24 protein-coding genes and 1 pseudogene are annotated in these 22,257 nt (G+C 70.2%); 13 read left to right on the top strand and 12 right to left on the bottom strand.

Features of this window, described 5'->3' with window-relative positions:
* Positions 1–88: 88 nt before the first annotated feature.
* The 3 genes from AB0B57_RS14785 to AB0B57_RS14775 all read left to right on the top strand — a co-directional run bounded on the left by AB0B57_RS14785 (position 89) and on the right by AB0B57_RS14775 (position 1,899).
* Positions 89–709, top strand: coding sequence for an L-threonylcarbamoyladenylate synthase (locus AB0B57_RS14785; protein ID WP_357069187.1), 621 nt, complete (start codon positions 89–91; stop codon positions 707–709).
* 90 nt (positions 710–799) lie between these two features.
* Positions 800–1,339 carry an RNA polymerase sigma factor gene (locus tag AB0B57_RS14780; protein ID WP_357069185.1) on the top strand — a complete coding sequence of 180 codons (540 nt, stop codon included), beginning with the start codon at positions 800–802 and terminating at the stop codon, positions 1,337–1,339.
* Positions 1,336–1,899: a hypothetical protein gene (locus AB0B57_RS14775; RefSeq protein WP_357069183.1), complete on the top strand. Its 564-nt coding sequence runs from the start codon at positions 1,336–1,338 to the stop codon at positions 1,897–1,899. Before AB0B57_RS14780 ends, AB0B57_RS14775 begins: the two co-directional genes overlap by 4 nt.
* A 60-nt stretch (positions 1,900–1,959) precedes the next feature.
* Here AB0B57_RS14775 and AB0B57_RS14770 read toward each other — a convergent pair whose 3' ends face one another.
* From AB0B57_RS14770 to AB0B57_RS14760, 3 genes are all read right to left on the bottom strand, one after another.
* On the bottom strand, positions 1,960–2,292 hold the full coding sequence (locus AB0B57_RS14770) for a transcriptional regulator (RefSeq protein WP_357069181.1): 333 nt from the start codon (positions 2,290–2,292) through the stop codon (positions 1,960–1,962).
* Entirely contained in the window at positions 2,289–3,023 is a 735-nt protein-coding gene (locus tag AB0B57_RS14765) for a hypothetical protein (RefSeq protein WP_357069179.1), read from the bottom strand. Before AB0B57_RS14765 ends, AB0B57_RS14770 begins: the two co-directional genes overlap by 4 nt.
* Positions 3,024–3,099: 76 nt before the next feature.
* A complete protein-coding gene (locus AB0B57_RS14760; protein ID WP_357069177.1) occupies positions 3,100–3,411 on the bottom strand; it encodes a hypothetical protein in 312 nt (103 codons plus the stop codon).
* Here AB0B57_RS14760 and AB0B57_RS14755 point away from each other — a divergent pair.
* Complete coding sequence (locus tag AB0B57_RS14755; RefSeq protein WP_357069466.1) at positions 3,396–3,539, top strand: hypothetical protein; 144 nt, start codon at positions 3,396–3,398, stop codon at positions 3,537–3,539. The genes AB0B57_RS14760 and AB0B57_RS14755 overlap by 16 nt on opposite strands.
* 35 nt (positions 3,540–3,574) lie before the next feature.
* Here AB0B57_RS14755 and AB0B57_RS14750 read toward each other — a convergent pair whose 3' ends face one another.
* Positions 3,575–5,140, bottom strand: coding sequence for a protein kinase (locus tag AB0B57_RS14750; RefSeq protein WP_357069175.1), 1,566 nt, complete (start codon positions 5,138–5,140; stop codon positions 3,575–3,577).
* 120 nt (positions 5,141–5,260) lie between these two features.
* On the opposite strand from AB0B57_RS14750, the gene AB0B57_RS14745 reads away from it, so the two are divergent.
* From AB0B57_RS14745 to AB0B57_RS14715, 7 genes are all read left to right on the top strand, one after another.
* Complete coding sequence (locus AB0B57_RS14745) at positions 5,261–5,860, top strand: hypothetical protein (protein WP_357069173.1); 600 nt, start codon at positions 5,261–5,263, stop codon at positions 5,858–5,860.
* Positions 5,861–5,988: 128 nt separating this feature from the next.
* Positions 5,989–6,330, top strand: a complete 342-nt coding sequence (locus AB0B57_RS14740; protein ID WP_110564981.1) for a PadR family transcriptional regulator — start codon at positions 5,989–5,991, stop codon at positions 6,328–6,330.
* Positions 6,327–7,274 carry a permease prefix domain 1-containing protein gene (locus AB0B57_RS14735; RefSeq protein WP_357069171.1) on the top strand — a complete coding sequence of 316 codons (948 nt, stop codon included), beginning with the start codon at positions 6,327–6,329 and terminating at the stop codon, positions 7,272–7,274. The genes AB0B57_RS14740 and AB0B57_RS14735 overlap by 4 nt, the downstream gene beginning before the upstream one ends.
* Positions 7,275–7,397: 123 nt before the next feature.
* The gene (locus AB0B57_RS14730; protein ID WP_357069169.1) at positions 7,398–8,732 is read left to right on the top strand and encodes a sensor histidine kinase; all 1,335 of its coding nucleotides are present in this window, start codon (positions 7,398–7,400) and stop codon (positions 8,730–8,732) included.
* Positions 8,729–9,448 carry a response regulator transcription factor gene (locus tag AB0B57_RS14725; protein ID WP_357069167.1) on the top strand — a complete coding sequence of 240 codons (720 nt, stop codon included), beginning with the start codon at positions 8,729–8,731 and terminating at the stop codon, positions 9,446–9,448. Before AB0B57_RS14730 ends, AB0B57_RS14725 begins: the two co-directional genes overlap by 4 nt.
* 80 nt (positions 9,449–9,528) lie before the next feature.
* Positions 9,529–10,422: an ATP-binding cassette domain-containing protein gene (locus tag AB0B57_RS14720; RefSeq protein ID WP_357069165.1), complete on the top strand. Its 894-nt coding sequence runs from the start codon at positions 9,529–9,531 to the stop codon at positions 10,420–10,422.
* Positions 10,419–11,480: an ABC transporter permease gene (locus tag AB0B57_RS14715; RefSeq protein WP_357069163.1), complete on the top strand. Its 1,062-nt coding sequence runs from the start codon at positions 10,419–10,421 to the stop codon at positions 11,478–11,480. The genes AB0B57_RS14720 and AB0B57_RS14715 overlap by 4 nt, the downstream gene beginning before the upstream one ends.
* 89 nt (positions 11,481–11,569) lie before the next feature.
* Here AB0B57_RS14715 and AB0B57_RS14710 read toward each other — a convergent pair whose 3' ends face one another.
* Positions 11,570–12,190 carry a DUF402 domain-containing protein gene (locus AB0B57_RS14710; protein WP_357069161.1) on the bottom strand — a complete coding sequence of 207 codons (621 nt, stop codon included), beginning with the start codon at positions 12,188–12,190 and terminating at the stop codon, positions 11,570–11,572.
* A gap of 459 nt (positions 12,191–12,649) precedes the next feature.
* Here AB0B57_RS14710 and AB0B57_RS14705 point away from each other — a divergent pair, with 459 nt between their 5' ends.
* Positions 12,650–15,742 carry an RICIN domain-containing protein gene (locus AB0B57_RS14705; protein ID WP_357069159.1) on the top strand — a complete coding sequence of 1,031 codons (3,093 nt, stop codon included), beginning with the start codon at positions 12,650–12,652 and terminating at the stop codon, positions 15,740–15,742.
* 200 nt (positions 15,743–15,942) lie between these two features.
* Positions 15,943–17,418, top strand: coding sequence for an RICIN domain-containing protein (locus AB0B57_RS14700; RefSeq protein WP_357069157.1), 1,476 nt, complete (start codon positions 15,943–15,945; stop codon positions 17,416–17,418).
* A gap of 246 nt (positions 17,419–17,664) precedes the next feature.
* Here AB0B57_RS14700 and AB0B57_RS14695 read toward each other — a convergent pair whose 3' ends face one another.
* The 7 genes and pseudogenes from AB0B57_RS14695 to AB0B57_RS14665 all read right to left on the bottom strand — a co-directional run bounded on the left by AB0B57_RS14695 (position 17,665) and on the right by AB0B57_RS14665 (position 22,221).
* Positions 17,665–17,862 carry a DUF397 domain-containing protein gene (locus AB0B57_RS14695; protein ID WP_357069155.1) on the bottom strand — a complete coding sequence of 66 codons (198 nt, stop codon included), beginning with the start codon at positions 17,860–17,862 and terminating at the stop codon, positions 17,665–17,667.
* Positions 17,855–18,019, bottom strand: a pseudogene (locus tag AB0B57_RS14690) (Scr1 family TA system antitoxin-like transcriptional regulator); the annotation flags it as partial. The gene AB0B57_RS14695 and the pseudogene AB0B57_RS14690, both read right to left, overlap by 8 nt.
* A gap of 23 nt (positions 18,020–18,042) precedes the next feature.
* The gene (locus AB0B57_RS14685) at positions 18,043–18,738 is read right to left on the bottom strand and encodes a class I SAM-dependent methyltransferase (RefSeq protein ID WP_357069153.1); all 696 of its coding nucleotides are present in this window, start codon (positions 18,736–18,738) and stop codon (positions 18,043–18,045) included.
* A 291-nt stretch (positions 18,739–19,029) separates the two neighbouring features.
* Positions 19,030–19,782, bottom strand: coding sequence for a YebC/PmpR family DNA-binding transcriptional regulator (locus AB0B57_RS14680; protein WP_357069151.1), 753 nt, complete (start codon positions 19,780–19,782; stop codon positions 19,030–19,032).
* 264 nt (positions 19,783–20,046) lie between these two features.
* Complete coding sequence (gene pdxT, locus AB0B57_RS14675; RefSeq protein WP_357069149.1) at positions 20,047–20,649, bottom strand: pyridoxal 5'-phosphate synthase glutaminase subunit PdxT; 603 nt, start codon at positions 20,647–20,649, stop codon at positions 20,047–20,049.
* A gap of 2 nt (positions 20,650–20,651) precedes the next feature.
* Positions 20,652–21,569, bottom strand: a complete 918-nt coding sequence (pdxS, locus tag AB0B57_RS14670; protein ID WP_357069147.1) for a pyridoxal 5'-phosphate synthase lyase subunit PdxS — start codon at positions 21,567–21,569, stop codon at positions 20,652–20,654.
* A gap of 148 nt (positions 21,570–21,717) precedes the next feature.
* Positions 21,718–22,221 carry a hypothetical protein gene (locus AB0B57_RS14665; protein ID WP_357069145.1) on the bottom strand — a complete coding sequence of 168 codons (504 nt, stop codon included), beginning with the start codon at positions 22,219–22,221 and terminating at the stop codon, positions 21,718–21,720.
* Positions 22,222–22,257 lie beyond the last annotated feature (36 nt).

Raw genomic sequence — 22,257 nt, 5'->3', positions numbered from 1 at the left:
GAGGTGATCTCGACGGCTCCACCGCCCGCGCCGACGGCCGTGGCCCGCGTCTCCTCGTCGCCGGGTGGGAGCGCCTAGGCTGATCAGCATGGCGAGGTACTACGACGTGCACCCCGAGAACCCCCAGCCCCGGACCATCGGCCAGGTCGCCGACCTGATCCGCGGTGGTGGGCTGGTCGCCTACCCGACGGACTCCTGCTACGCGCTCGGCGTCCAGTTGGGCAACCCGGACGGCCTGGATCGGATCCGCCAGATCCGCCACCTCGACGACCGGCACCACTTCACGCTCGTCTGCCGGGACTTCGCACAGCTCGGCCAGTTCGTGCAGATCAGCAACTCGGTCTTCCGACTGGTCAAGGCGTCCACCCCGGGCAGCTACACCTTCATCCTGCCGGCCACCAAGGAGGTGCCCCGCCGGATGCTGCACCCCAAGAAGCGCACCGTCGGTGTGCGGGTGCCCCGGCACACCGTCACCCAGGCGCTGCTGGCCGAGCTGGCCGAGCCGCTGGTGTCGAGCACCCTGGTCCTGCCCGGCGACGACGAGCCGATGACCCAGGGTTGGGAGATCAAGGAACGGCTCGACCACCAGCTCGACGCGGTGCTCGACGCGGGCGACTGCGGCAAGGAGCCGACGACCGTGATCGACCTGTCCGGCCCGGAGCCGGAGATCCTGCGCCGGGGCGCCGGGGACGTGTCCCGCTTCGAATAGGGCGGGTCGGGTGGCGGACCGGAGCGGTGTCAAACAGCGTCGGCGGTCGTACGCTCGGGGATCGGCACCGGCGAGCATTGGACACCCGGCATGCCCGACGCGGACGACGTCGACGCCCTGGCCCGGTCCGCCGCGCACGGCGACCCGGCGGCACTGGACGCCCTGCTGGTCGCGGTGCGCCCGGAGGTGCTGCGGCTGTGCGCACGGTTCCTGCCCAACCGGGAGGACGCCGAGGAGGCCTGCCAGGACACGCTGTTGGCGCTGGCCAACGGCATCACCCGGTTCGAGGGACGCTCCTCGTTCCGCACCTGGCTGCACCGGTTGACCGCCAACCGGGCCCGCTCGACCTACCGCACGCTGCGCCGCCGCTGGCGGGTGGAGGCTGACGGCGTACCGCTGCCCGACCGGGCCGACCCGCGACGGACGAGCGTGGTCGCGGGCACCCGCCTCGACCTGCTGGACGCCTTCGACTCGGTCCATCCCGACCTCGCCGAGGTGGTGGCCCTGCGCGACGTACTCGGGCTGAGCTACCCCGAGATCGCCGCCCTGCTCGACATGCCGGTGGGCACGGTGAAGTCCCGGTTGCACCTGGCCCGCCGGCAGGTCCGGCAACGACTCGGCGCCGAATGAGCCGGGCGTCGTTGCGCCGGCTCGTCGTCGTCCTCGCGGCCACCGTGGGGGTCGCCGCCTGCGGCAGCGACGCCGTCTCGCCACTGCCCGTCCAACCGCCCGGCCCGAGCCCGTCGACACCGACGCCCGCCGCGACCGCCGTGTCCTCCGCGACCGCCACGATCCCGGCCCTGCCCGTGCCGGGCGGGTCGCCGTCGCGACCGCCGCCGACAAGCGCACGCCCGGTCGCGACACCGCCCACACCCACCAGAACCAGGGGTACGCCCCGAACGACTCCCCCGCCGACCGACGCGACGCCGGCCTGCCAGGGCGCGGTCCGCTACGACCTGCCGCTCGCCGACACCGAGATCGAGCTGCTGCGATCACTCTGCTTCGCCACCGGTGCGGTGCTGCGGATCCAGGGCATCGGGCCGGGGCTCGTCACCGTGGACCGCCCGGAGCTGGTCTCCCAGCAGTACGAGGCGGGCGTGGTGGACGTCCGCTTCGTCCGCCCCGGCACCGTTGCCGTGACGGTCCCCAAGGACGGCCGGGAGCACACCATCACCGTGGTGGTCCGCTAGGTCCTGCCTCCCGGGTCATGAATCTCGTTCGTTAGACGGCACACGTCGGCTGCCCGCCGGTCACCGATCGGCGGTCGGCGCCGTCTCCGCTTGTTCGACCTGATGGATGAGTTGCTTGAGGTGGGCGATCTCATCGCGCAGGGCTGCCTGACCGGCAGCGGTGAGAGTCACCCAGGTGCGTGGGCGCTTGCCCTCGTAGCCCTTCTCGATCTCAATCAGCTCGGCCTTTTCCAGGACGGTCAGGTGCTGCCCGAGGTTGCCCGCGGTCAGCTGCAGGGTGGTGCGCAGGAAACCGAACTCGACCTGGCGGGCCTGGTGCGCGATGGCCAGGATGCCCAGTCGGACGCGCTGGTGGACCACGTCGTCGAGGCCGTTGGTGGGATGGTCGGTCATCGCCCCGAAGCCTCGGTGGTCGGCCGGATCAGGGCGAAGGCGGCACTGCCGAGCAGCAGCAGCGCCGCCGGGACGAGCAGGTACTGCAGGAAGAACCACGGCGAGGTCGAGTGGATGACCTGGCCGCCCTGCACCATCACGATCGCCAGGTAGACGAGGCTGTACGCCAGCAGCGCCCAGTTGCGTTCGACCCACGCGAGCACCAGCAGCGCCAGCGCGATGACCGCGATGGGACTGGCCAGCCCGTTGATGAGCCATGCCGCCGGCCCGGCCTCGATCTCGACCGGGTCGGTGGAGAAGGGGTCGGCGGGGACGGGGATGAGCGGGTGGAACGTCAGCCAGATCGACACGGCTGCCATCAGTACGGCCAACGCGACGCCGACGACGACGTAGGGGCGGATCGGGGTGCCCACGCCACGGCGTCGGGACTGCCTGACGTAGAAGCCTGCGATCGCCGCGTAGGCGAGCACCAGCGCGACAGTCCAGTACCCGAGCTGCGCGGGGTTGGGAGCCATGCAGACCGTGTGCTGCGGGCGGGATCGGCAGGTGTCGAAGAGGTCGAGGTAGGGGGCGTACCGGTAGACGGGTATCGCGACCAGGGTGATCACCGCGAAGACCAGCAGTGGAAACCAGGTGCCGCGCTGGGCGACACGGACCTGGTGTGTCAGGTCGCGCACGGCCGCCAACAGCTCGTGAGGCCCGTCCGCCTGGGGAGCGGATTCGTGTGTCATGCAGTTAGCTTTGCATTACAGACCTATCCGCACAAGAGAGTCCGACCGCATTTCGCGGTCCGTACCGTGCGGGAGATCAGGCACGGCCGCACCTCGAGCGGCCAGGTTTCCGTTTTGCTCGGCGCCGGGCCCGCAGGAACTCGGTAGCCGCGACCCCCAGCAGCACCAGGCCGGCGGCGACGCTCACCGCCAGACCGGGCAGGTGCGGCGCGACCGGGGCAAGAGCGATCGTCACGACGACACCGAGGACGTGGGACAACGGCAACCGCTCGTAGACCTCGTACTCGAGCACCGCCCGACCGCACAGCACCAGCCCGGCACCGCCCAGGACGAGCGCGGCCATCGCGCGCCCGGCGCTCGCCCGGTTGCTCGATGATCCGTTCGACACCGGCCGCCGTGCCGACCACCCCGGCGATCATCAGCCAGTGCGCGTACGGGTTGGTCTGCACCAGCCGGGCTGGGTGCGACGACGACTCGATGGCGGCGCGCAGGGTCGCGCCGGCTCCCCGCGCGTAGCTCCGCCAGAGCACCACGGGCGCGTTCAGCCGCACCTACCGCAGGCGCACTCCGGCGAGCAGGGTGTCCACGAAGTCGGGCCCGCTGTCCACCGGCGGGGTGATCTGCGCGTACACCAGGGCGTGTCGGGCGGGATGCAGGCCCGCCGACTCGACGATGCTCGGCCGGCCCCGGTCACAGCGGTACGTCACCACCGTCCACTCGACGTCCGCCTGCCTGGTGGTGCGGGCCGGGGCGGGCGCGCAGTCACCGTGGGTGCGCTCGGCCAGGAACCCGGCCGGGGTGGTGCGTGCCGCAGTGGTGGCGGAGAGGCCCACGAACGCGCCGGGCAGGTGAGGATCGGCGGCCCACCGGCGGGGTTGCGGTGACATCACCAGCGCTGGTTCGGGTTCGCCGTCGGCGCCGTACTGACCGGCCCAGGTCGCCCCCGCGGCGGACCAGCCGGCCGGCAACACCACGGTCAACGGCCCGGTCGTGTACGTGCCGCCGACCGGCCGAGCCGACCCGGCGCCACCCGGCTCGGCGCCCACCGCACCGACGGCGGCGACGGCCACGACAGCGGCCCCGGCCATCCGCAACCGGTACGGGCGACGGTCCCCGCGCCGAGGTGCCGGCCGCTGTCGCGCGGGCCCGCTCGCCGCAGCCAGCCCCACCGGGCCGCTCGCGGGGGTCGGCGCGACGGGCCGCTCCGTCGGGCCGCTCACGGGCCGCCCCACCGGGCCGCTCGCGCGGGTCAGCGCGGCGTGCAGGGTCGCGGCGTCGGAATAGCGGTCGGCCGGGTGGTGGGCGGTGGCCTGGGCGAGCACCGCCGCGACCGCTGGCGGCACGCCCGCCCGCAGTCGGATCTCCGGGGCGTGCCGTGTCGGGTCGGCTCTGGCCGCGTACCGCGGCGGGTCTGGCGCTTGTCCCGGCGGGTCTGGCGGGTGCCCCGGCGGGTCGGGCCGGGACGGATGCCCGTCCGATGGATCGGCGGCCAGCAGACGGATGCCGAGGCGGCCGAGCCCGTACACGTCGGCGCGGGTGTCGACCACCGCGCCCGGGTCGTCCTGTTCGGGGGCCATGTAACCCGGGGTACCGGCTCGGGCGGTCAGCCCGGAGGCGGCGGCGAGCGCCTTGGCGAGACCGAGGTCGGCGATCAGCACCCGTTCGGCGTCCGGGTCGTCCGGACCGGCGGAGTGGAACAGGATATTGCCCGGGGTGAGATCGCGGTGCACGACGCCGTGCCGGTGCAGCACGGCGACCCCGGCGCAGATCTCGCCGAGCAGCCGCAGCGCCGCCGGCGCGGGAAGCTCACCGGTGGCCAGGCGGTCCCGCAGGCTCCCCCCGTCCGCCCAGGCCAGGACCGCGTACGGTCGGCCGTCGGGCAGCTCACCGACGGCGTGCACCCGCACCAGCCGCTCGTGCTCCAGCCGCCGCAGCAGCCGGGCCTCGTCGCGGAAGCGTTCGCGGACCCGCAGGTCGTGGCTCCAGTTCTCGGCCAGCACCTTGATCGCCACGTGCGCGTCGAGCGCCGGGTCGTAGCCCAGCCAGACTGTCGCGAACGAGCCGACGCCCAGCAGGCGTTCGATGGCGTAGGGCCCGATTCGCAGCGGAGCCGTCACCGCGTCACCCCCGGCCGGCGTTTCTTTGGAGCGTAGACCGGGTCGGTCGGAAACCCGACGAACCGTTGGCCCCGGCGCGGTGACTAACAGGGCAGGAGACCCATCACCGAAGGAGCCACCATGAACCGTCCCACGATCCTCCTCACCACCGCCGCGTTGGCGTTCGGCACGCTGGCCCCGGCGGCCGTCGCCGGTCCGGCAGCGGCGGCAGCCCGGGCCGGCGGCACCGCGCCTGCCTCGGCGCGCGGCCCGCTCGCCGCCGCTGTCGGGCACAGCCACCCGCAGGTGCTCAGCGTCGCCGGCGCCGGTGTGTACCGGATCGGCGCCAGCCTGCGCACGCTCACCGCGGACGGGCACATCGACTGGACCGCGCCGGGCTGTGCCGGGGTGGTGCACGCGGGCGTGACCGGTTCCTGGGCCGGCGTGCTCCTGTTGGCCTTCCGCGACGGGCGACTGGTGGAGGTCGGTACGGCCACCGCACCGCCGCGGTCCCCCGCCGGTGCCACGGTCGGGATGTCGTTCGACGAGTTGGCGGCGATCTACGGCCGGCGCGGCTCGCTGATCCGCAACGACGCGGGGGACGCCGAGGCGTACCTCGTGCGGGTGGGCTCGCGGGTCGAGCTGTTCACCGGGCACCCGATCCGGCCGGGCGTGGGCTACTTCCAGGTCGGGCCGGCCGACTTCGTCGAGCGGAACTTCCGCCAGGGTTCGGCCTGCTGAGCGGTGTCAGGCATGCGGGGCGCCCGGTTCGTGCCGGGCGCCCGCATGCTGTCCGGCGCATAGATCTGTGAGCGGCACGATGATGTGGTTGTAGACAATGCTGTGTGACACACACTATGGTGTGACACATGGTTAGCGAGGACGTTCTACGGACGCACCTACAGGAGTTGCGTCGAGGCACCGTCGTGGTGGCCAGCCTGGTCGCGCTGCGCCGACCGGACTACGGCTACGCACTGCTGCAACGGCTCACCGACCACGGCTTTCCGGTGGACGCCAACACGCTCTACCCGCTGCTGCGCCGCCTGGAGGACCAGGGGCTGCTGACCAGCGAGTGGAACACCGAGGAGAGCCGGCCGCGCAAGTTCTACCGGACCAGCGACGAGGGCGAGTCGATGCTGAGCCGGCTTCTCGACGACCTCGCCGCCGTGCAGACCTCCATCACCGGGCTGATCCAAGGAGTGGACCGATGAACACCCTGACCAACCGCTACCTCGCCGCCACCCTGCGCTCGGTGCCCGCCCAGCGTCGCGACGAGATCGCCACCGAGCTGCGGGCCTCCATCGACGACATGATCGAGGGCCGGACCGACGGTGGCGCAGACCCGGCCACCGCCGAGCGGGAGGTGCTCACCGAGCTGGGCAACCCGGACGTGCTGGCCGCCCGGTACGCCGACCGCCAGCTACAGCTCATCGGGCCGACCTACTACCTGCTCTGGCTGCGACTGTTGAAGCTGCTGCTCAGCTTCATCCCGGCGCTCGCCGGCACGATCGTCACAGTCGTCGAAGCCGCCAGCGGCAAGGGTTTCGGCGCCATCGGGCCAGGCATCGTCGTCGCCCTGCACGTGACGGTGCACATCTGCTTCTGGCTCACCCTGGTCTTCGTCCTCATCGAGCGCTCCCAGTCGGGTGTGGACGTGCCGGAGTGGAACCTCGATGATCTGCCCGACACGCCGGTGCGCCGGGGCATCCCGCTCGCCGACACCATCGCGTCGGTGGTCATGTCGGTGGCGACCATCGGGTACCTCTTCCTGCAGCACTTCCAGTCCTGGGTGCCCAGCACCGACGGCGAGAACGTTCCGATCCTCGACCCGGCGCTGTGGAGTTTCTGGCTGCCGGCGCTGATCGTCGTGCTGGTCGCCAGCGTGGTCTTCGAGGTCGTCAAGTACCGGATCGGGCGCTGGACCTGGGCCCTGTTCGGCACCAAGGCGCTGCTCAACCTGGCGTTCGCGGTGCCGCTGGTGTGGCTGGCGCTCTCCGACCGGCTGCTCAACCCGACCCTGGGCGTGCGCCTGACCTGGCTGGCTGAGTCGGACAACCGCGACGCCCTCGGCCTGGCCATCGCGCTGGGCGCCGCCGTGGTCGTCATCTGGGACCTGATCGACACCGCGATCAAGACCCGCCGTCAGACGGCGTGAGCGAGAACCCACCCGGCGGCCCGGCGCGTACCCCGCGTCGGGCCGCCGCCCGTGGGTCGGGCCCGACCGGCACCCGGTCCGCCCGCTCGATGCCCGCGCCGGGCGGCGTGGCATCGTTCCAGGATGACCGTGGGACAGCCGGAGGAGTGGCGTCGTCCGGGTCCGACGGCGCAGCAGCGCCGCAACGACCTGTGGATCGGCCTGGGAGTGACCGGGCTGGCGCTGGTGAGCCTCACCCTGGCCCGCAGCGCCGGGGCGTTCCTGCTGGGCCCGCCGCCGTCCGGGCCGGAGCAGCTGTTCTGGACCGTCGCGGTGACGCTGCCGCTGATCTGGCGGCGGCGCTGGCCGGCGGCGACCCTGCTGATCGTCTCGGTGGTGTTCGTCGCCGCGCAGGCACGATCGGCGCCGGAGACCCAGTTCTCCGCCTGGGCGATGTTCTGCGTCCTCTACACCGCAGGCGCCTGGGGACAGGACCATCGGCTGGCCCGGCGGCTGCGGATCAGCGTGATCATCACGATGTTCGCCTGGCTGGGGATCTACTACGCCGTGACGATCGACCGCATCCCACCCGACGCCTTCGACGACGCCGTCGGCCCGGTGCCACCCGTGCTCGCCGCGATGGTCAGCGGCGTGCTGATCAATGTGCTGACGCTCGGCTTCGCCTACTTCTTCGGCGAGACCGCCTGGGTGGCCGCGCGCCGCGAACACGAGCTGCGTACCCAGGCCGAGGACCTGCGTCGGTCGCAGGCCGAGTCCCGGGAACGGGCGGTGCTCGGCGAACGGGTCCGGATCGCCCGGGAGCTGCACGACGTGGTCGCCCACCACGTGTCGGTGATGGGGGTGCAGGCGTCGGCCTGCCGCCGGGTGTTCGACCGCGACCCGGGCAAGGCCCGCACCGCGCTCACCGCCATCGAGCAGAGCGCCCGCACCGCCGTCGACGAGCTACGCCGGATGCTGGGCGTGCTGCGGACCTCCGGCACGGCCGACGCCGCGCCGCCGGCCGCCGGCGACGTCGATCGGATCGGCGAGCTGGTCGAGCGGGCCCGGGCCGCGGGCCTGACGGCAACCCTCGGGGTGTACGGCGACCCGGTCGCGCTGCCCGAATCGGTCTCGCAGGCGGCCTACCGGGTGACCCAGGAGGCGGTGACCAACACGTTGAAGCACGCCGGGGCGGACCTGCTGGACGTGCGGGTCCGCTACCTGGCCCGGGAGGTGGAGGTCGACGTGACAGACGACGGACGAACCGGCGGCCGAGCCGACGCCGTCGGGCTGGGCCTGATCGGAATGCGCGAACGGGTCACCGCGCACGACGGCGACCTGGAGGCCGGGCCGCGTGCCGGCGGCGGATGGCGGGTCCGCGCCCGCTTCCCACTGGCCCCGGCCGACCCGCCGGTGCAGGCGCAGCGGGAGCCGAGCGACGAACGGCAGCCGGCCGCCGACACCAGGCGCACGGCATGAGCGCCTTCCCCGCCCACGAGACGTCGGCGACGGGTCGGGCCGTCCGGGTGCTGCTCGCCGACGACCAGCACCTCGTCCGCACCGGCTTCCGGGTCATCCTCGAGGTGGAGGACGACATCGAGGTGGTCGGCGAGGCGGCCGACGGCGAACGGGCCGTCCGCATGACCCGCGCCACCCGCCCCGACGTCGTACTCATGGATGTGGAGATGCCCGGGATGGACGGCCTGGAGGCCACCCGGCAGATCACCGCCGACGGGCCCGGTGGGCCGGCGGTGCTGATCCTCACGACCTTCGACCGGGACGACTACCTGTTCGCCGCGCTGCGGGCCGGGGCCAGCGGTTTCCTGTTGAAGAACGGCACACCGGAGGAACTGATCGAGGCGATCCGGGTGCTGGCCAGGGGCGACGGCCTGCTCGCCCCGGAGATCACCCGCCGGGTGATCTCCACGTTCGCCCGCCCCGGAGACCCCGCGGGCACCGCCCACCGGGGGCCGGAGGCGGACGCCGCACTGGCCGGGCTGACCCCACGGGAACGGGAGGTGCTGGTGCTGCTCGCCGCCGGATCGAGCAACGCGGAGATCGCCGCGGCCATCCACCTGGGCGAGGCGACAGTGAAGACCCACGTGAGCAGGGTGCTGGCCAAACTCGGCCTGCGCGACCGGGTGCAGGCGGTGGTGTTCGCGTACGAGAACGGGGTGGTCCGGCCGGGCGGCTGACCGCCATCCGCCGCGCGACGGACCGCCCGCTCACCCACCGGGCGGACGGCGGGACACGCTGTTCGATCTAGCGTGGACGGGTGACCAGAACGCTTCGCCTCGACGGCGTCGACCGTAGCTTCGGCGACCGGCAGGTGCTCAAGAACGTGTCCTTCGAGGTGGCGGCCGGTCGGATGACCGGCTTCGTGGGCGCCAACGGCGCCGGCAAGACCACCGCCATGCGCATCATCCTGGGTGTGCTCGCCCCGGACGCCGGCGAGGTGAGCTGGGGCGGCACCACGCTGACCCGGCAGGACCGGCGGCGCTTCGGCTACATGCCGGAGGAGCGCGGCCTCTACCCGAAGATGACCACCCGGGAGCAGGTGACGTACCTGGGCCGGCTGCACGGCCTGGACGCCCCCGCCGCACGGCGGGCCACCGACGCATTGCTGGACCGCGTCGGGCTCGGTGAACGCGGCGACGACCTGCTGGAGACGCTGTCCCTGGGCAACCAGCAACGCGCCCAGATCGCCGCCGCGCTGGTGCACGACCCCGAGGTGCTGGTGCTCGACGAGCCGTTCTCCGGCCTCGACCCCCTCGCCGTCGACACCGTCGTCACCGTGCTGCGGGAACGCGCCGCGGCCGGAGCACCGGTGCTCTTCTCCAGCCACCAACTCGACGTCGTGGAGCGCCTCTGCGACGACCTGGTGATCATCGCGGACGGGACGATCCGGGCCGCCGGCAGCCGCCAGCAGCTCCGCGACTCGTACACCGTGCCCCGCTACGAGTTGGTGGTGGCGACCGACGCCGGCTGGGTACGCGACGAACCCGGAGTGACCCTGGTCGAGCTGGACGGGCCGCGCGTGGTCTTCGACCTGCCGGCCGGCGCCGACGAGCAGCCCGTGCTGCGGGCGGCCCTCGCGCGGGGTCCGGTCCGCGCCTTCCGCCCGGTCAGCCCCTCGCTCACCGAGATCTTCCGAGAGGTCACCCAGTGAACATCACCCAGGCCACGAGGCTGGTCGCCGAACGGGAGATCCGCGTCAAGCTGCGCGACCGCACCTTCCTGTTCGGCACCCTTTTCTTCCTGCTGATCGCCGCGGCGGGCACCATCCTGCCGCCGCTGCTCTCCGGCGGGCCGTCCACGGTGGCGGTGACCGAGAGTGCGGCCGGTCCGCTGCGCGCCGCCGGCCTGGAGGTCCGGGTGGTGCCGGACGACCGGGCCGCCGAGCAGGCCGTCCGCGACGACGACGTGGACGCCGCGGTGGTCGCCGGCCCGAAGGTGCTCGCCATGGACGAGGCCCCGGACGACGTGGTCCGGGCGTTGAGCAGCGCGCCTTCGGTGCAACTGCTCGACCCGGACGCGGTCGACCCCGTGGTGGCGTTCCTGGTGCCGTTCGTCTTCGCGTTCGTCTTCTTCATCACCTCGCAGACGTTCGGTGTGCAGATCGCGCAGAGCGTCATCGAGGAGAAGCAGACCCGGATCGTGGAGATCCTGGTCGCCGCCGTGCCGGTGCGGGCGCTGCTGGCCGGCAAGGTGGTGGCCGGCGCCATCCTGGCGTTCGCGCAGATCGCGTTGCTCGCCGTGGTGGCGGTAATCGGCCTCCAGCTGGGCGACAGCGGCGGCCTGCTCAGCCTGCTCGCCCCGGCGATCGGCTGGTTCGTGCCGTTCTTCCTGCTCGGTTTCGTGCTGCTCGCGGCGATGTGGGCGGCGGCCGGCGCTCTGGCCAACCGGCAGGAGGACATCGCCGCCGTGTCGACGCCGGTGCAGCTCGCCGTGATGCTGCCGTTCTTCGCGGTGATCTTCCTGAACGACAACGACACCGCGATGCGGGTGCTGTCCTACCTGCCGTTCTCGTCGCCCACGGCGATGCCACTGCGGCTGTTCACCGGTGACGCGGCCGGTTGGGAACCGTTCGTCTCGCTCGTCATCCTGCTGCTCGCCGCCGGTGCGTTCCTGCTCGCCGGGTCCCGGGTGTACGAGGGGTCGCTGCTGCGCACCAACGGCCGGACCTCCCTGCGGACCGCGTGGCGGGAGCGGGAGACGATCGGCTGAGCCGGTGGTTCGCCCCACGGGCGTCGGTGTCCTGATCGGGCACCGGCGCCCGTTCGGGGCTCAGCGGGCGGGCGTCACCTGGTTTCAGGTCAGCGGGCGAGCGGCACCTGGTCCCAGTCGGCGGGCAGCGGAGGCACCGGCCAGGCCGGGTCGGGCTCCCACTTCGCCCACGCCGGGTCCCACCAGTGCTCCCCCGCGTCGAGTAGCGCCGCGATCCGGTCGCCCTCGGCTTGGATGGCATCCGCCATGCCCGGGTAGCGCCCCTCGACGAGGCGCTCGGCGAAGATCTCCACGTCCTTCCAGACGTACGTGTCGGCGTCCGCGCCCCACCACAGGTCCAGCTCGTGGTCGAGAGTGTCCACCCCGATCGGCGTACGCCGGAACGGGTCCTGGAGGTTGAAGTACCAGCCGGCGAAGTCGCGCCCGGGGCCGGTCCAGAACACGTCGACCGAGTGCGCCTCGCCGGGGCGGTGCAGCATCAGCTTGCCGTGCCCCGACCAGGAGCGGTGCCCGGCGGTCTGCCACGGGTGCCGCCCGCACGGGAAGGCCCCGGAGGTCGGGAAGCCGAACTCGGCCCCTGGCGGCAGGTAGAGGGCGAGCAGGTCGGCCGAGTCCTCGACGCAGATCGTCGGGCAGCCGAACCACACCTCGCCGCGCAGGATCTCGCGCCGAACGACCACGTCACCCGGTGCGAACCGGTCTGCCGCCACGTGCCCACCTCCACGTTCGACGCGAGCCTACACGTCCCCCCGGAGAGCCCTCCTGAGCAGCGAAGAGGATGCGGTTCGCCCACATCACCGAGCTTCACCGCGGGACAGACCCCGACGCACACCATCGTCACCGTCGCCGGCTCCCGCTGGCGCTTTGCGAACGGTTCTGAACTTTCTTGAACGTCTCGGTCCGGTTCCTGACATCTCTTGATCCGGATGGTATATATATGAATCGATGCGATCAGACGATGACGTGCCACCTCTGGACACCGCATGCTGGCGAGTCCGAGGCGTCGCCTGCCACACCCTGACCGGTTGACTGGAGATCTCATGACCAGCCCTCGATCCGCTCCGCCTCGGCAGACTCCGGGAGCAGCCCGCCCGCGCCGTGCCCGCGTCAGGCCCACCGCGCTGAGCTTGTTGTCGGTCGTCGCGCTTGCCCTGGCGTACGTGGTAGCCATGCCTGTCGCAGCCACGCCAGTGGGCCTCACCATGGAAGCAGCCGCCGCCTACGTCAAACTGGGCAACCGGGCCACCGGCAAGTTCATCGACGGCATGGGCCGGACCACCAACGGCGCCGCAGTCGGCCAGTATTCCTCGTCGTCCAGCGACAACCAGCAGTGGACGATCGATGCCGTCGGCGACTACGTCCGGATCAGGAATCGGGCCACCGGCCTGTACCTGGACGGGATGGGCCGCACGACTGGCGGATCCATCTGCGGCCAGTGGAGTGAGAGCGGCAGCACCAACCAGCAGTGGACCCGGGAGGACTCCGGCGGCTACGTCAAGTTCAGGAACCGGGCCAACGGGCTGTACCTGGACGGCGGGGGCAGCACGTCCGACGGCGCCAACCTCGTCCAGTACGCGAACAGCGGCAGCACCAACCAGCAGTGGATCGTCACTGACGTGTCGACTCCGGGATCGGGCACGATCACGGTGGACGGCAACAACATCCGCGCCGGCAACGTCAACGGCCTGACGTTCAAGGGCTTCGGTGCGCTCAGCGCCAACAGCACCAGCGAGTTGCTGATGGACTACAAGGCCCAGAGCCCGACCGCGTACGCGCAGCTGCTGCGGGTCCTCTTCGGTGGGGAGAGTCCGGTCTTCACCAACGTGAAGATCGAGATGGGCAACGACCGCAACAACTCCACCGGACCGGACCCCTCGACCATGCGTTGGGAGTCCGAGACCCCCAACGTCAAGCGTGCGCAGGGCTTCCAACTCGCGGCCGACGCGAAGAAGGTCAACCCGAACGTCAAGGTGTCCCTGCTGCGCTGGAACTCCCCCGGCTGGGTGAACAGCAACGACAAGGTCTACACCTGGTTCAAGAAGACCATCCTGAGCGCGTACCGGACCTACGGGTTCATGGTCGACTACGTCAACCCGGGTCTCAACGAGCGCGGGGCGGACCTGAACTGGACCAAGACCTATGCCAACCGGGTCAGGACCGACAGTGCCGACTTCGCCAACTCGACAGAGCAATCCCGGTACAACCAGCTCAAGGTCGTCATCTCCGACGAGGTCGGTGTCGGGTCGTTCGGCGGCAGCATGATCAGCGACGCCGGCCTGCGCGACGTGGTGGCGGCGGCCGGCTACCACTACAGCCCCGACGACGACAGCGCCGGCAACTTCAAGCGCCTGGCGACGGACTACGACAAGGAGATCTGGAACAGCGAAGCACAGGCGACGTTCGGCAATTCCGCCTTCCGCCCCAACAACAACATGCGGTCCCCGTCGGTGGTCGGAACCGGCTTCGGCGGCACCAACAGTGCGCTGGAGATGGGCAACACCATCATCAAGGGATTCGTCAACTCGCGCCGGACCAACTTCATTTACCAACCGGCCATCGGGTCCTTCTACGAGGGTGGGCAGTACTCCTACAAGGAGGTCGTCAGCGCCCGTGATCCCTGGTCGGGCTGGCTGCACTACGACGCCGCCATCGACGTGCTGCGGCACTTCAGCTGGTTCGCCAAGACCGGCTGGGAGAACCCCAGCAACACGGCCGGTATCTGGCGCGCCGTCCCCGAATCCAGCTATACCGGAGCGACCGGAACGAACCCGGTGGTCGGACGCAACGGCACGCCCAGCTATCTCACGCTCGCCGCGCCCGACCGGCGCAACTTCTCCACGGTCTTCATGAACGACAGCGAGTACACCCAGTCGTACCGCCTCCAGCCGGTGAACATGGCCTACTCCGGCGCTCCGGCCCTACAGGTGTGGGAAACCCGCGCGGCCGACCCCGGCCAGGCGTTCAACGCCAACTACCTGAAGCACCTCGGCAGCGTCCCGGCCGATACCGGCGGGGTGTACACCGTGACGGTCAGGCCGAACTCGGTCGTCACCGTGACGACGCTGGCCAACCACACCAAGCCCGAGTACCTGGAACCCCTGCCGGTGGAGGGCCAGCGCACCGTGCTGGACACCGACATCTCCGGCGACGTGCAGAGCACCAGCGACAACATCCTCTACGCCGACGGCTTCGACTACTCCGGCAAAACGGTCCCGGTGATCGGCAGTGGCGGCACCATCACGGGCACCGAGGACTTCATCACCTCGCGTGGCGGCGCCAAGAGCGTCATCCCGCGCTACGCCAGTGACCGCAACGGCGCCTTCGAGGCCTACCAGCCGGACGGATCGACCAACTACGTGCTACGCCAGCAGCTGGACGGCCCGAGCCAGGGCCTGGGCGGTGCGTGGAACGGGGGGGACGCGGTCACCAGGATCGGTGACAGCCGGTGGCTCAACTACAAGGCCAGTGTCGACGTCTCCTTCGAGAACAGCAGCACCCAGAACGGCGCCAACCACGCCCGGCTGGGCATCCGCGAGCAGCACGGTGACAACGGTGCGCCGTACTCGGTGAGGTTCACCTTCGACGGGGGCTGGCAGTTGCTGGTCAACAACAGCGCGGTCGCCAGCGGCAACGTGGTCAGCGGCGCCGGCGGCGTGCGGATCGCTGGGTTCAACACCGCGCACAACGCGTGGCACAACATCGCGCTGAGGGGCGTCGGAAACACGGTGACCGCCTACCTCGACGGCGTCACACTGGCCAGCTACACCGACCCGAATCCCAAGCTGTCCGGCCGGATCACGCTGGGCAGCGGCTACTACTTCACCCGGTTTGACAACCTCCGGGTGGAGACGGTCGACGGAAGCCCGCCGTACTACTCCGAGGTACTGGACAACCTGGAAATGTCCGACCTGGCCAACCCGCCCGCCAGGAAGCTGGTGTACGGCGGGTCCTGGGCGCACGAAAACGGTAAGGGCATGTACAACGTTCAGCGAAGCCTGTCTACCAGCCAGGGAAGCGGCTCGACGCTGACCTACACGTTCGCCGGCACCGGACTGGACATCCTCGGGCCGAACAACGGCTCGGCCGTCCTGCAGGTCAAGGTGGACGGTGCGGTGGTCAACTCCGCAGCGAGCACGCTCGCCTCTCCCGAGTTCTATCAGACGTACGCCCTGCGCAACCTCAGCGCCGGCACGCACACCGTGGAGATCATGGTGCGCAGCGGCACTCTCGTCGTGGATGCCGTCGGGGCCGTCCGGCCGTGATGCGTCCGTTGGCCATCAGCAGCAAGCGACAGAGGCGGACCACCCGCGCTCGGCTCTGACCGATCCTGGATCAGTCAGCTCATGCCGTAGCGTGCCGCCGCAACAGCGACCAGACACCAATAGGACCTGCATCGTCCCGTCCCCCAACAGAAAGGACGACGCATATGCGATCTGCCATGTTCAGCCGCCCCCTGTCGCGAATGGCCAGGCTCGTGGCCACCAGTGCGGTGATGGCGACCACGGCTGCCGCGGCGGCAATCGCCATCACCGCTACCGCCGGCCCAGCCGCTGCCGCCACCAGCCAGTTCCGAGGCATGAACTGGGCTCAACTGGGTGACAACTTCAGCACCAGCCCGCTCGTCGTGCAGGGCTTGAGTCAATCCGACAGCTACGCGACAGTGCAGGCCAAGGCCAACGCGCTCTACGACGACATGGCCGCCACCATGGGGATCAACACCGTCCGGCTGCCGATCAACACTCAGACGGTGGCCAACACCACCTGGTGGAACGCCTACCGGGGCGCCATTGACGCCGCTACTGCCCGTGGATTCAAGGTCATCCTCGCCTTCTGGACGGACCATAACTCCGGCGCGAGGATCGCGAACCTCGCCGCGTGGAACACCATGTGGTCCAGCGTGACCAGCGCCTACGGCTCGAACACCAACGTGTACTTCGAGCCAATGAACGAGCCGGGCGGTTACAGCTCGGCACAGTGGCGCGACATCGCCGCCAACTGGCTCAGCACCCACTCCTCGGCCGTGCCCAGCCGGGTGCTCATCGGCGGCACTGGCGCAAGCCAGGACCTGCGCGACGTCTGCAACGACAGCCGCTTCAACTCGACCCTGCTGTCCTTCCACCACTACGCGTTCTTCTACGGCTCGATGACCTACGACGCCTGGCGAAGTCACATGCAGACGCGTCTGGGCAACTGTGCCTCCCGGGCGGTCGCGACCGAGTTCGGCGGGCCCATGGACAACGGCCTCAACTACGCCGACGCGAACAGCACCGACAACTTCGTGCGCCACATCCGCGCCATGGCCCAGGTCATGCGGGACAACCAGATGGGCGGCACCTACTGGCCCGCCCTCGGCGGCAAGAACTCCGGCTCCGGTCACGACTGGTACTCGATGTTCGCCCTCACCGGCAGCGGCACCAACCTCAACCTGACCATCCGCAACACCTCCGGCGCCGACCGGATCCGGTATGCCTATGGCGACACCATCGGCGGCGGCGACCCGACGACGCCCCCGCCCTCGGGAACCCATTACCGGATCAACAACGTCAACAGCGGCAAAGCGATGGACGTGACCGGGCAGTCCACGGCCAACAGCGCCGAGATCAAGCAATGGAGCTACCTGGGCGGCAGCAACCAGAAATGGCGCTTCGAGGACGCCGGTAGCGGCTACTTCCGCATTGTCAACCAGAACAGCGGCAAGTGCCTCGACGTCGCCTCCGCCTCCACCGCGGACGGTGCGAACATCGTCCAGTGGACGTGCGGCAACGGCCAAAACCAGCAGTGGCAATGGCAGTCCCAGGGGAGCAACTTCCGGCTCGTGGCCCGGCACAGCGGCAAGTGTCTGGACGTGTACCAGTCAGGGACCGGAGACGGCGTGGACATCCAGCAGTGGACCTGCGGAAGCGGCAACAACCAGCGCTGGACAAGAACCGCGGTCTGACCGGGGCTCACCGAGGCGGTGTGGCAGACCGTGCGGCACGGTCTGCCACACCCGGTTGTCGATAACCGTGACCGCACAGGCGTGGGAACGTGCCACAGGTAGAGCCGACCGGGTGGCGGGTCGTCCTGGACGAGCATTCTCGGAACCGAACAGGCGAAACCCCCCACCCATCTCGGGTAGGGGGTTTCTTTGTATCTGGAGTCGTTAGCCGGAGCACCCTGGTAGGTCGTCCTCTCCGGAGCGCGGTCAGCTCAGGGCATCAGCCCGGAGTCCGCCAATAAAGGTCTGCCACTGGTCGGGGCCGAACATCAGGGCCGGACCCGTGATGTTCTTGCTGTCCCGTACACCGACCACGCCAGACAGGTTGTCGGCAACTTCGACGCAGTTGCCCTGGTTCCCGCTACGAGTGCTCTTGCGCCAGATGGCGTCAGTCAGGTCACGCATGACTCTCCCTGAGATCGTGCATCAACTTCCGTGACTCTTCTTCGGTCAGCGCCAGCGCGACCAGCTCTGACCATGCTCCAGCGTACGCATCCACCTCAGCGGGCTTGTCTAGATATAACGCGCCCGTCAGCGATTCGCTGTAGACCGTGCTCGGCTCGGCCGCAAACCGCTCACGGTTGGCTAGCCCACATCACCGAGCTTCACCGCGTCAGTTGCGGGTTCTTCGGCTGGGTTGGTCGGCGGTTCTGCAATTCCGATGAAGTTCCCGCCCATGGGTCGGATGCCGACCGACCACCCCAGCGCTGTGAGGACGTCCGTGAGGGTCTGAGCGTCGTGGAATACCTTCACGATGCGGTACTGGCTGCCGTCATCGAGCCGGCGCAGCACCGCCGGGGTCGGCTGGTTCGCGAGGACTTCTTCGCTGGCGGCTACGGCGGGGCCGTCGTCGATGAAGACTGCTTTGCCGCCCGGCGCGAGCGCGGTGGCGACGGTGTTCCAGAAGTCGGGCAAGCGTGTCGGCGGGACATGGGAGAGCCAGAAGGCGAAGAACACGGTGTCGTAGCGTCGTGGTGGCTGCCACTCAAACAGGTCGGCCTCAATGAACTGCACGGTAGGGGATGCGGTGCGCGCCCGAGCCAGGGCTAACACTTCGGTTGCCGCATCGACAGCTGTCACCGAATGTGCCCGCGCGGCGAGCAGCGAGGTCCACTGACCCGTTCCGCAGGCCAACTCGAGCACATTCCCGGCGATCGGAAGTTCATCGACGACAGCCAGCAGCCTCTGCAGGTCTTCGTGCTCTGTATAGGGCCGGTCGTATTCGGCCGCACCGGCCCGGTAGTAGGCCATCTGTTCTGCCAGGAGAACGTCGTCATCCATACAAGCCCCTCTCCTTGGTGTTCGGTCAGCGACAAGCGCTCACCTCGCTCGCCACAGACAGTGGGCCTTCACCTTGGGGCAAGGTCAACAGTCATGAGCACCTCGGCCGTCCTCGTCGACTGATCCCGCACCCGGCTGTTGCCAGGCGGCACAAGCCGTCCGACGTGTCTGAACCCGGCAAACGTTCGTGGACAGCCCACTAGACGCAGGGGAGCCCCAGCCTCGGTGTGAGGCTGGGGCTCGCTGCTGCATCTCCCGGAACTCAGCCGTACCTTGCTCGCCTCGACAGGCTCAGGCGTCGACCGCTGCCATCACGTCGTCGCTGACGTCGAAGTTGGCGTAGACGTTCTGCACGTCGTCGCAGTCTTCGAGAACGTCGATCAGCTTGAAGATCTTGCGCGCGCCCTCCTCGTCCAGCGGGATGTTCATGCTGGGGACGAGGGAGGACTCGGCCGACTCGTACTCGATGCCGGCGTCCTGGAGCGCGGTCCGCACTGCGATCAGGTCGGTCGGCTCGGAGACCACCTCGTACGCCTCACCGAGGTCGTTGACCTCCTCGGCGCCAGCGTCGAGGACGGCCAGCATCACGTCGTCCTCGCTGGTGCCCTCCTTGGGGACGATCACCACGCCCTTGCGGGAGAACATGTACGACACCGAGCCGGCGTCGGCGAGCGAGCCGCCGTTGCGGGTCAGCGCGGTGCGCACCTCGGTCGCCGCCCGGTTGCGGTTGTCGGTGAGGCACTCGATGAGCATGGCCACGCCGTTCGGGCCGTACCCCTCATACATGATCGTCTGCCAGTCGGCGCCGCCGGCCTCCAGGCCGGAGCCGCGCTTGACGGCACGGTCGATGTTGTCGTTCGGGACCGAGCTCTTCTTCGCCTTCTGGATGGCGTCGTAGAGCGTCGGGTTGCCGGTGGGGTCACCGCCGCCGATCCGCGCGGCCACCTCGACGTTCTTGATCAGCTTGGCGAACATCTTGCCGCGCTTGGCGTCGATGACGGCCTTCTTGTGCTTGGTCGTCGCCCACTTTGAGTGGCCGGACATCTTCTACCTCCGTCTGTCATTCCACGCCTGCATCGACTGCCGCACGAATTACGCGCCACATCCGGCGGGTCGGCGGCCGGTCGGCTCCGCGGGAAATGCCGCGCCGGGCGACGGCCCTGCCGAACCGCGGCAATCTTACCGAGGTCACACCCGGGCGTGTCACATCCGGCACCGGCTCGGGGTGCCGCCGGGGCACCCGGGCCACCCGAAGGACAACCACGCGGGGGCGGAGAACATGCCCGGGCGGCAGCGTGGCCGGACCGCTCAGGCGGCGCGGACCAGATCCACGAAGTACGCGTGCACGCGCAGGTCACCGGTCAGCTCCGGGTGGAACGAGGTGGCCAGCAGGTTGCCCTGCCGGACCGCCACGATCCGGTCGGCCGCCGGCCCGCCGGCCACCGAGCCGATCACCTGGACGCCGGCGCCGACCCGCTCGACCCACGGTGCGCGGATGAAGACCGCGTGGAACGGCTCACCCGGCACCCCGGTGATGGTCACCGGCGCCTCGAACGAGTCGACCTGCCGGCCGAACGCGTTGCGCCGGACGGTCATGTCGATGCCGGCGAAGCCCCGCTGGTCGGATCGACCGTCGAGCACCTCGGTCGCCAGCATGATCATGCCGGCGCAGGAGCCGTAGACCGGCATGCCGTCGGCGATCCGCTTGTCGATCGGCTCGCGCATCTCGAAGATGTCGGCGAGTTTGCTGATGGTGGTGGACTCGCCGCCGGGAACGACCAGGCCGTCCACCGCGTCCAGCTCCGCCGGACGGCGGACCGGGCGGGCGTCCGCGCCCGCCGCCGCCAACGCCGCCACGTGCTCGCGGACGTCCCCCTGGAGCGCGAGCACACCGATGGTGGGCGCGCCCATGCCTACCAACCCCGCTCGGCCAGGCGGTGCGGCTGCGGGATCTCGTCGACGTTGATGCCGACCATGGCCTCGCCGAGACCACGGGAGACCTTCGCCAGCACGTCCGGGTCGTCGTGGAAGGTGGTGGCCTTGACGATCGCGGCGGCCCGCTGCGCCGGGTTGCCCGCCTTGAAGATGCCGGAGCCCACGAACACGCCCTCCGCGCCGAGCTGCATCATCATCGCCGCGTCGGCCGGGGTGGCGATCCCGCCCGCGGTGAACAGCACGACCGGCAGCTTGCCGCTCTCGGCGACCTCCTTGACCAGCTCGTACGGGGCCTGCAGCTCCTTGGCCGCGACGTACAGCTCGTCGGCCGGCAGCGAGGACAACCGGGCGATCTCCTGGCGGATCCTCCGCATGTGGGTGGTGGCGTTGGAGACGTCACCGGTGCCGGCCTCGCCCTTGGAGCGGATCATGGCCGCGCCCTCGGTGATCCGCCGCAGCGCCTCGCCCAGGTTCGTCGCGCCACACACGAAGGGCACCGTGAACGCCCACTTGTCGATGTGGTTCGCGTAGTCGGCCGGGGTCAGCACCTCGGACTCGTCGACATAGTCCACGCCCAACGACTGGAGGATCCGCGCCTCCACGAAGTGACCGATGCGGGCCTTGGCCATCACCGGGATGGAGACCGCCTGGATGATCCCGTCGATCATGTCGGGGTCGCTCATCCGGGACACCCCGCCCTGCGCGCGGATGTCGGCGGGTACCCGCTCCAGGGCCATCACCGCGACCGCGCCGGCGTCCTCAGCGATCTTGGCCTGCTCGGCGTTGACCACATCCATGATCACGCCGCCCTTGAGCATCTCGGCCATGCCGCGCTTCACGCGGGCGGTGCCGACGACGGGGGCCGTACCGGGGTTCGAGACGGTGTTTTCGGGCACGGGTCATCGCTCCTTGGACGTGCTCTGGGTGGTGGCAGCGAAAATGCTACGCGCGGACCAACGCCGTACCGACAGCCAATCAGACCCCCGGTGGCCTGCACTGTGGCCCTGGTCACCGACTCCCGAGCGACCGCAGCGACCGCCCGGGTCAGCTCGTGGGGACGTCCGCCGGCACCGTGAGGGTCGGGTCGTCGATGTCGAAGTAACGCGGCCACTCCCGACCCCGCCCCATCCGCAACACCCGCACCAGCGGGCGGCTGCGCGCCGAACGGGCATCCCGGACCAGGTCGGTGTGCACCTGCCGGGACAGCGCGAGCCGGCGACTGGCGGCGATGACCGCCGCACAGTCCGGATCGCCCGGATCCAACTGGACCACCCGCAACTGCCGGGTCAGGTCGTTCTCCGCCGCCTCCCGCTCGTCCGGGCTGGCGTCCAGGGCGATGCGGGCCGCCGCGTACAGCTCGACACCGAAGCGCCGCTCCGCCAGCACGGCCGCCGCCGCGGCGCGGCGCAGCAGGTGGGCGTCGAGGGCCCGGGCCGCCAGCTCCGCGCGGCCCTGCAACCGCTGCACCCGGCCGGCGGTCCAGATGAGGTACGCCCCGACCAGCCCCACGACCACGATCGCGGCCACCACCCACCACATGTGCGGCATCGTAGTGCTGCTCCGTTCCGCCTCCGATTGGGCGCG

The organism is Micromonospora sp. NPDC049101, assembly GCF_040648675.1.
Taxonomy (GTDB): domain Bacteria; phylum Actinomycetota; class Actinomycetes; order Mycobacteriales; family Micromonosporaceae; genus Micromonospora.
This window is presented reverse-complemented; position numbering and strand designations above follow the sequence as displayed.

What these genes read in the sequence shown, in the direction of transcription:
- AB0B57_RS14785 (WP_357069187.1), top strand. Translation starts at nt 89, where the DNA reads ATGGCGAGGTACTACGACGTGCACCCCGAGAACCCCCAGCCCCGGACC.
- AB0B57_RS14780 (WP_357069185.1), top strand. Translation starts at nt 800, where the DNA reads ATGCCCGACGCGGACGACGTCGACGCCCTGGCCCGGTCCGCCGCGCAC.
- AB0B57_RS14775 (WP_357069183.1), top strand. Translation starts at nt 1,336, where the DNA reads ATGAGCCGGGCGTCGTTGCGCCGGCTCGTCGTCGTCCTCGCGGCCACC.
- AB0B57_RS14770 (WP_357069181.1), bottom strand. Translation starts at nt 2,292, where the DNA reads ATGACCGACCATCCCACCAACGGCCTCGACGACGTGGTCCACCAGCGC.
- AB0B57_RS14765 (WP_357069179.1), bottom strand. Translation starts at nt 3,023, where the DNA reads ATGACACACGAATCCGCTCCCCAGGCGGACGGGCCTCACGAGCTGTTG.
- AB0B57_RS14755 (WP_357069466.1), top strand. Translation starts at nt 3,396, where the DNA reads ATGATCCGTTCGACACCGGCCGCCGTGCCGACCACCCCGGCGATCATC.
- AB0B57_RS14745 (WP_357069173.1), top strand. Translation starts at nt 5,261, where the DNA reads ATGAACCGTCCCACGATCCTCCTCACCACCGCCGCGTTGGCGTTCGGC.
- AB0B57_RS14740 (WP_110564981.1), top strand. Translation starts at nt 5,989, where the DNA reads ATGGTTAGCGAGGACGTTCTACGGACGCACCTACAGGAGTTGCGTCGA.
- AB0B57_RS14735 (WP_357069171.1), top strand. Translation starts at nt 6,327, where the DNA reads ATGAACACCCTGACCAACCGCTACCTCGCCGCCACCCTGCGCTCGGTG.
- AB0B57_RS14730 (WP_357069169.1), top strand. Translation starts at nt 7,398, where the DNA reads ATGACCGTGGGACAGCCGGAGGAGTGGCGTCGTCCGGGTCCGACGGCG.
- AB0B57_RS14725 (WP_357069167.1), top strand. Translation starts at nt 8,729, where the DNA reads ATGAGCGCCTTCCCCGCCCACGAGACGTCGGCGACGGGTCGGGCCGTC.
- AB0B57_RS14705 (WP_357069159.1), top strand. Translation starts at nt 12,650, where the DNA reads ATGCCTGTCGCAGCCACGCCAGTGGGCCTCACCATGGAAGCAGCCGCC.
- AB0B57_RS14700 (WP_357069157.1), top strand. Translation starts at nt 15,943, where the DNA reads ATGGCCAGGCTCGTGGCCACCAGTGCGGTGATGGCGACCACGGCTGCC.
- AB0B57_RS14695 (WP_357069155.1), bottom strand. Translation starts at nt 17,862, where the DNA reads ATGCGTGACCTGACTGACGCCATCTGGCGCAAGAGCACTCGTAGCGGG.
- AB0B57_RS14685 (WP_357069153.1), bottom strand. Translation starts at nt 18,738, where the DNA reads ATGGATGACGACGTTCTCCTGGCAGAACAGATGGCCTACTACCGGGCC.
- AB0B57_RS14680 (WP_357069151.1), bottom strand. Translation starts at nt 19,782, where the DNA reads ATGTCCGGCCACTCAAAGTGGGCGACGACCAAGCACAAGAAGGCCGTC.
- pdxT (WP_357069149.1), bottom strand. Translation starts at nt 20,649, where the DNA reads ATGGGCGCGCCCACCATCGGTGTGCTCGCGCTCCAGGGGGACGTCCGC.
- AB0B57_RS14665 (WP_357069145.1), bottom strand. Translation starts at nt 22,221, where the DNA reads ATGCCGCACATGTGGTGGGTGGTGGCCGCGATCGTGGTCGTGGGGCTG.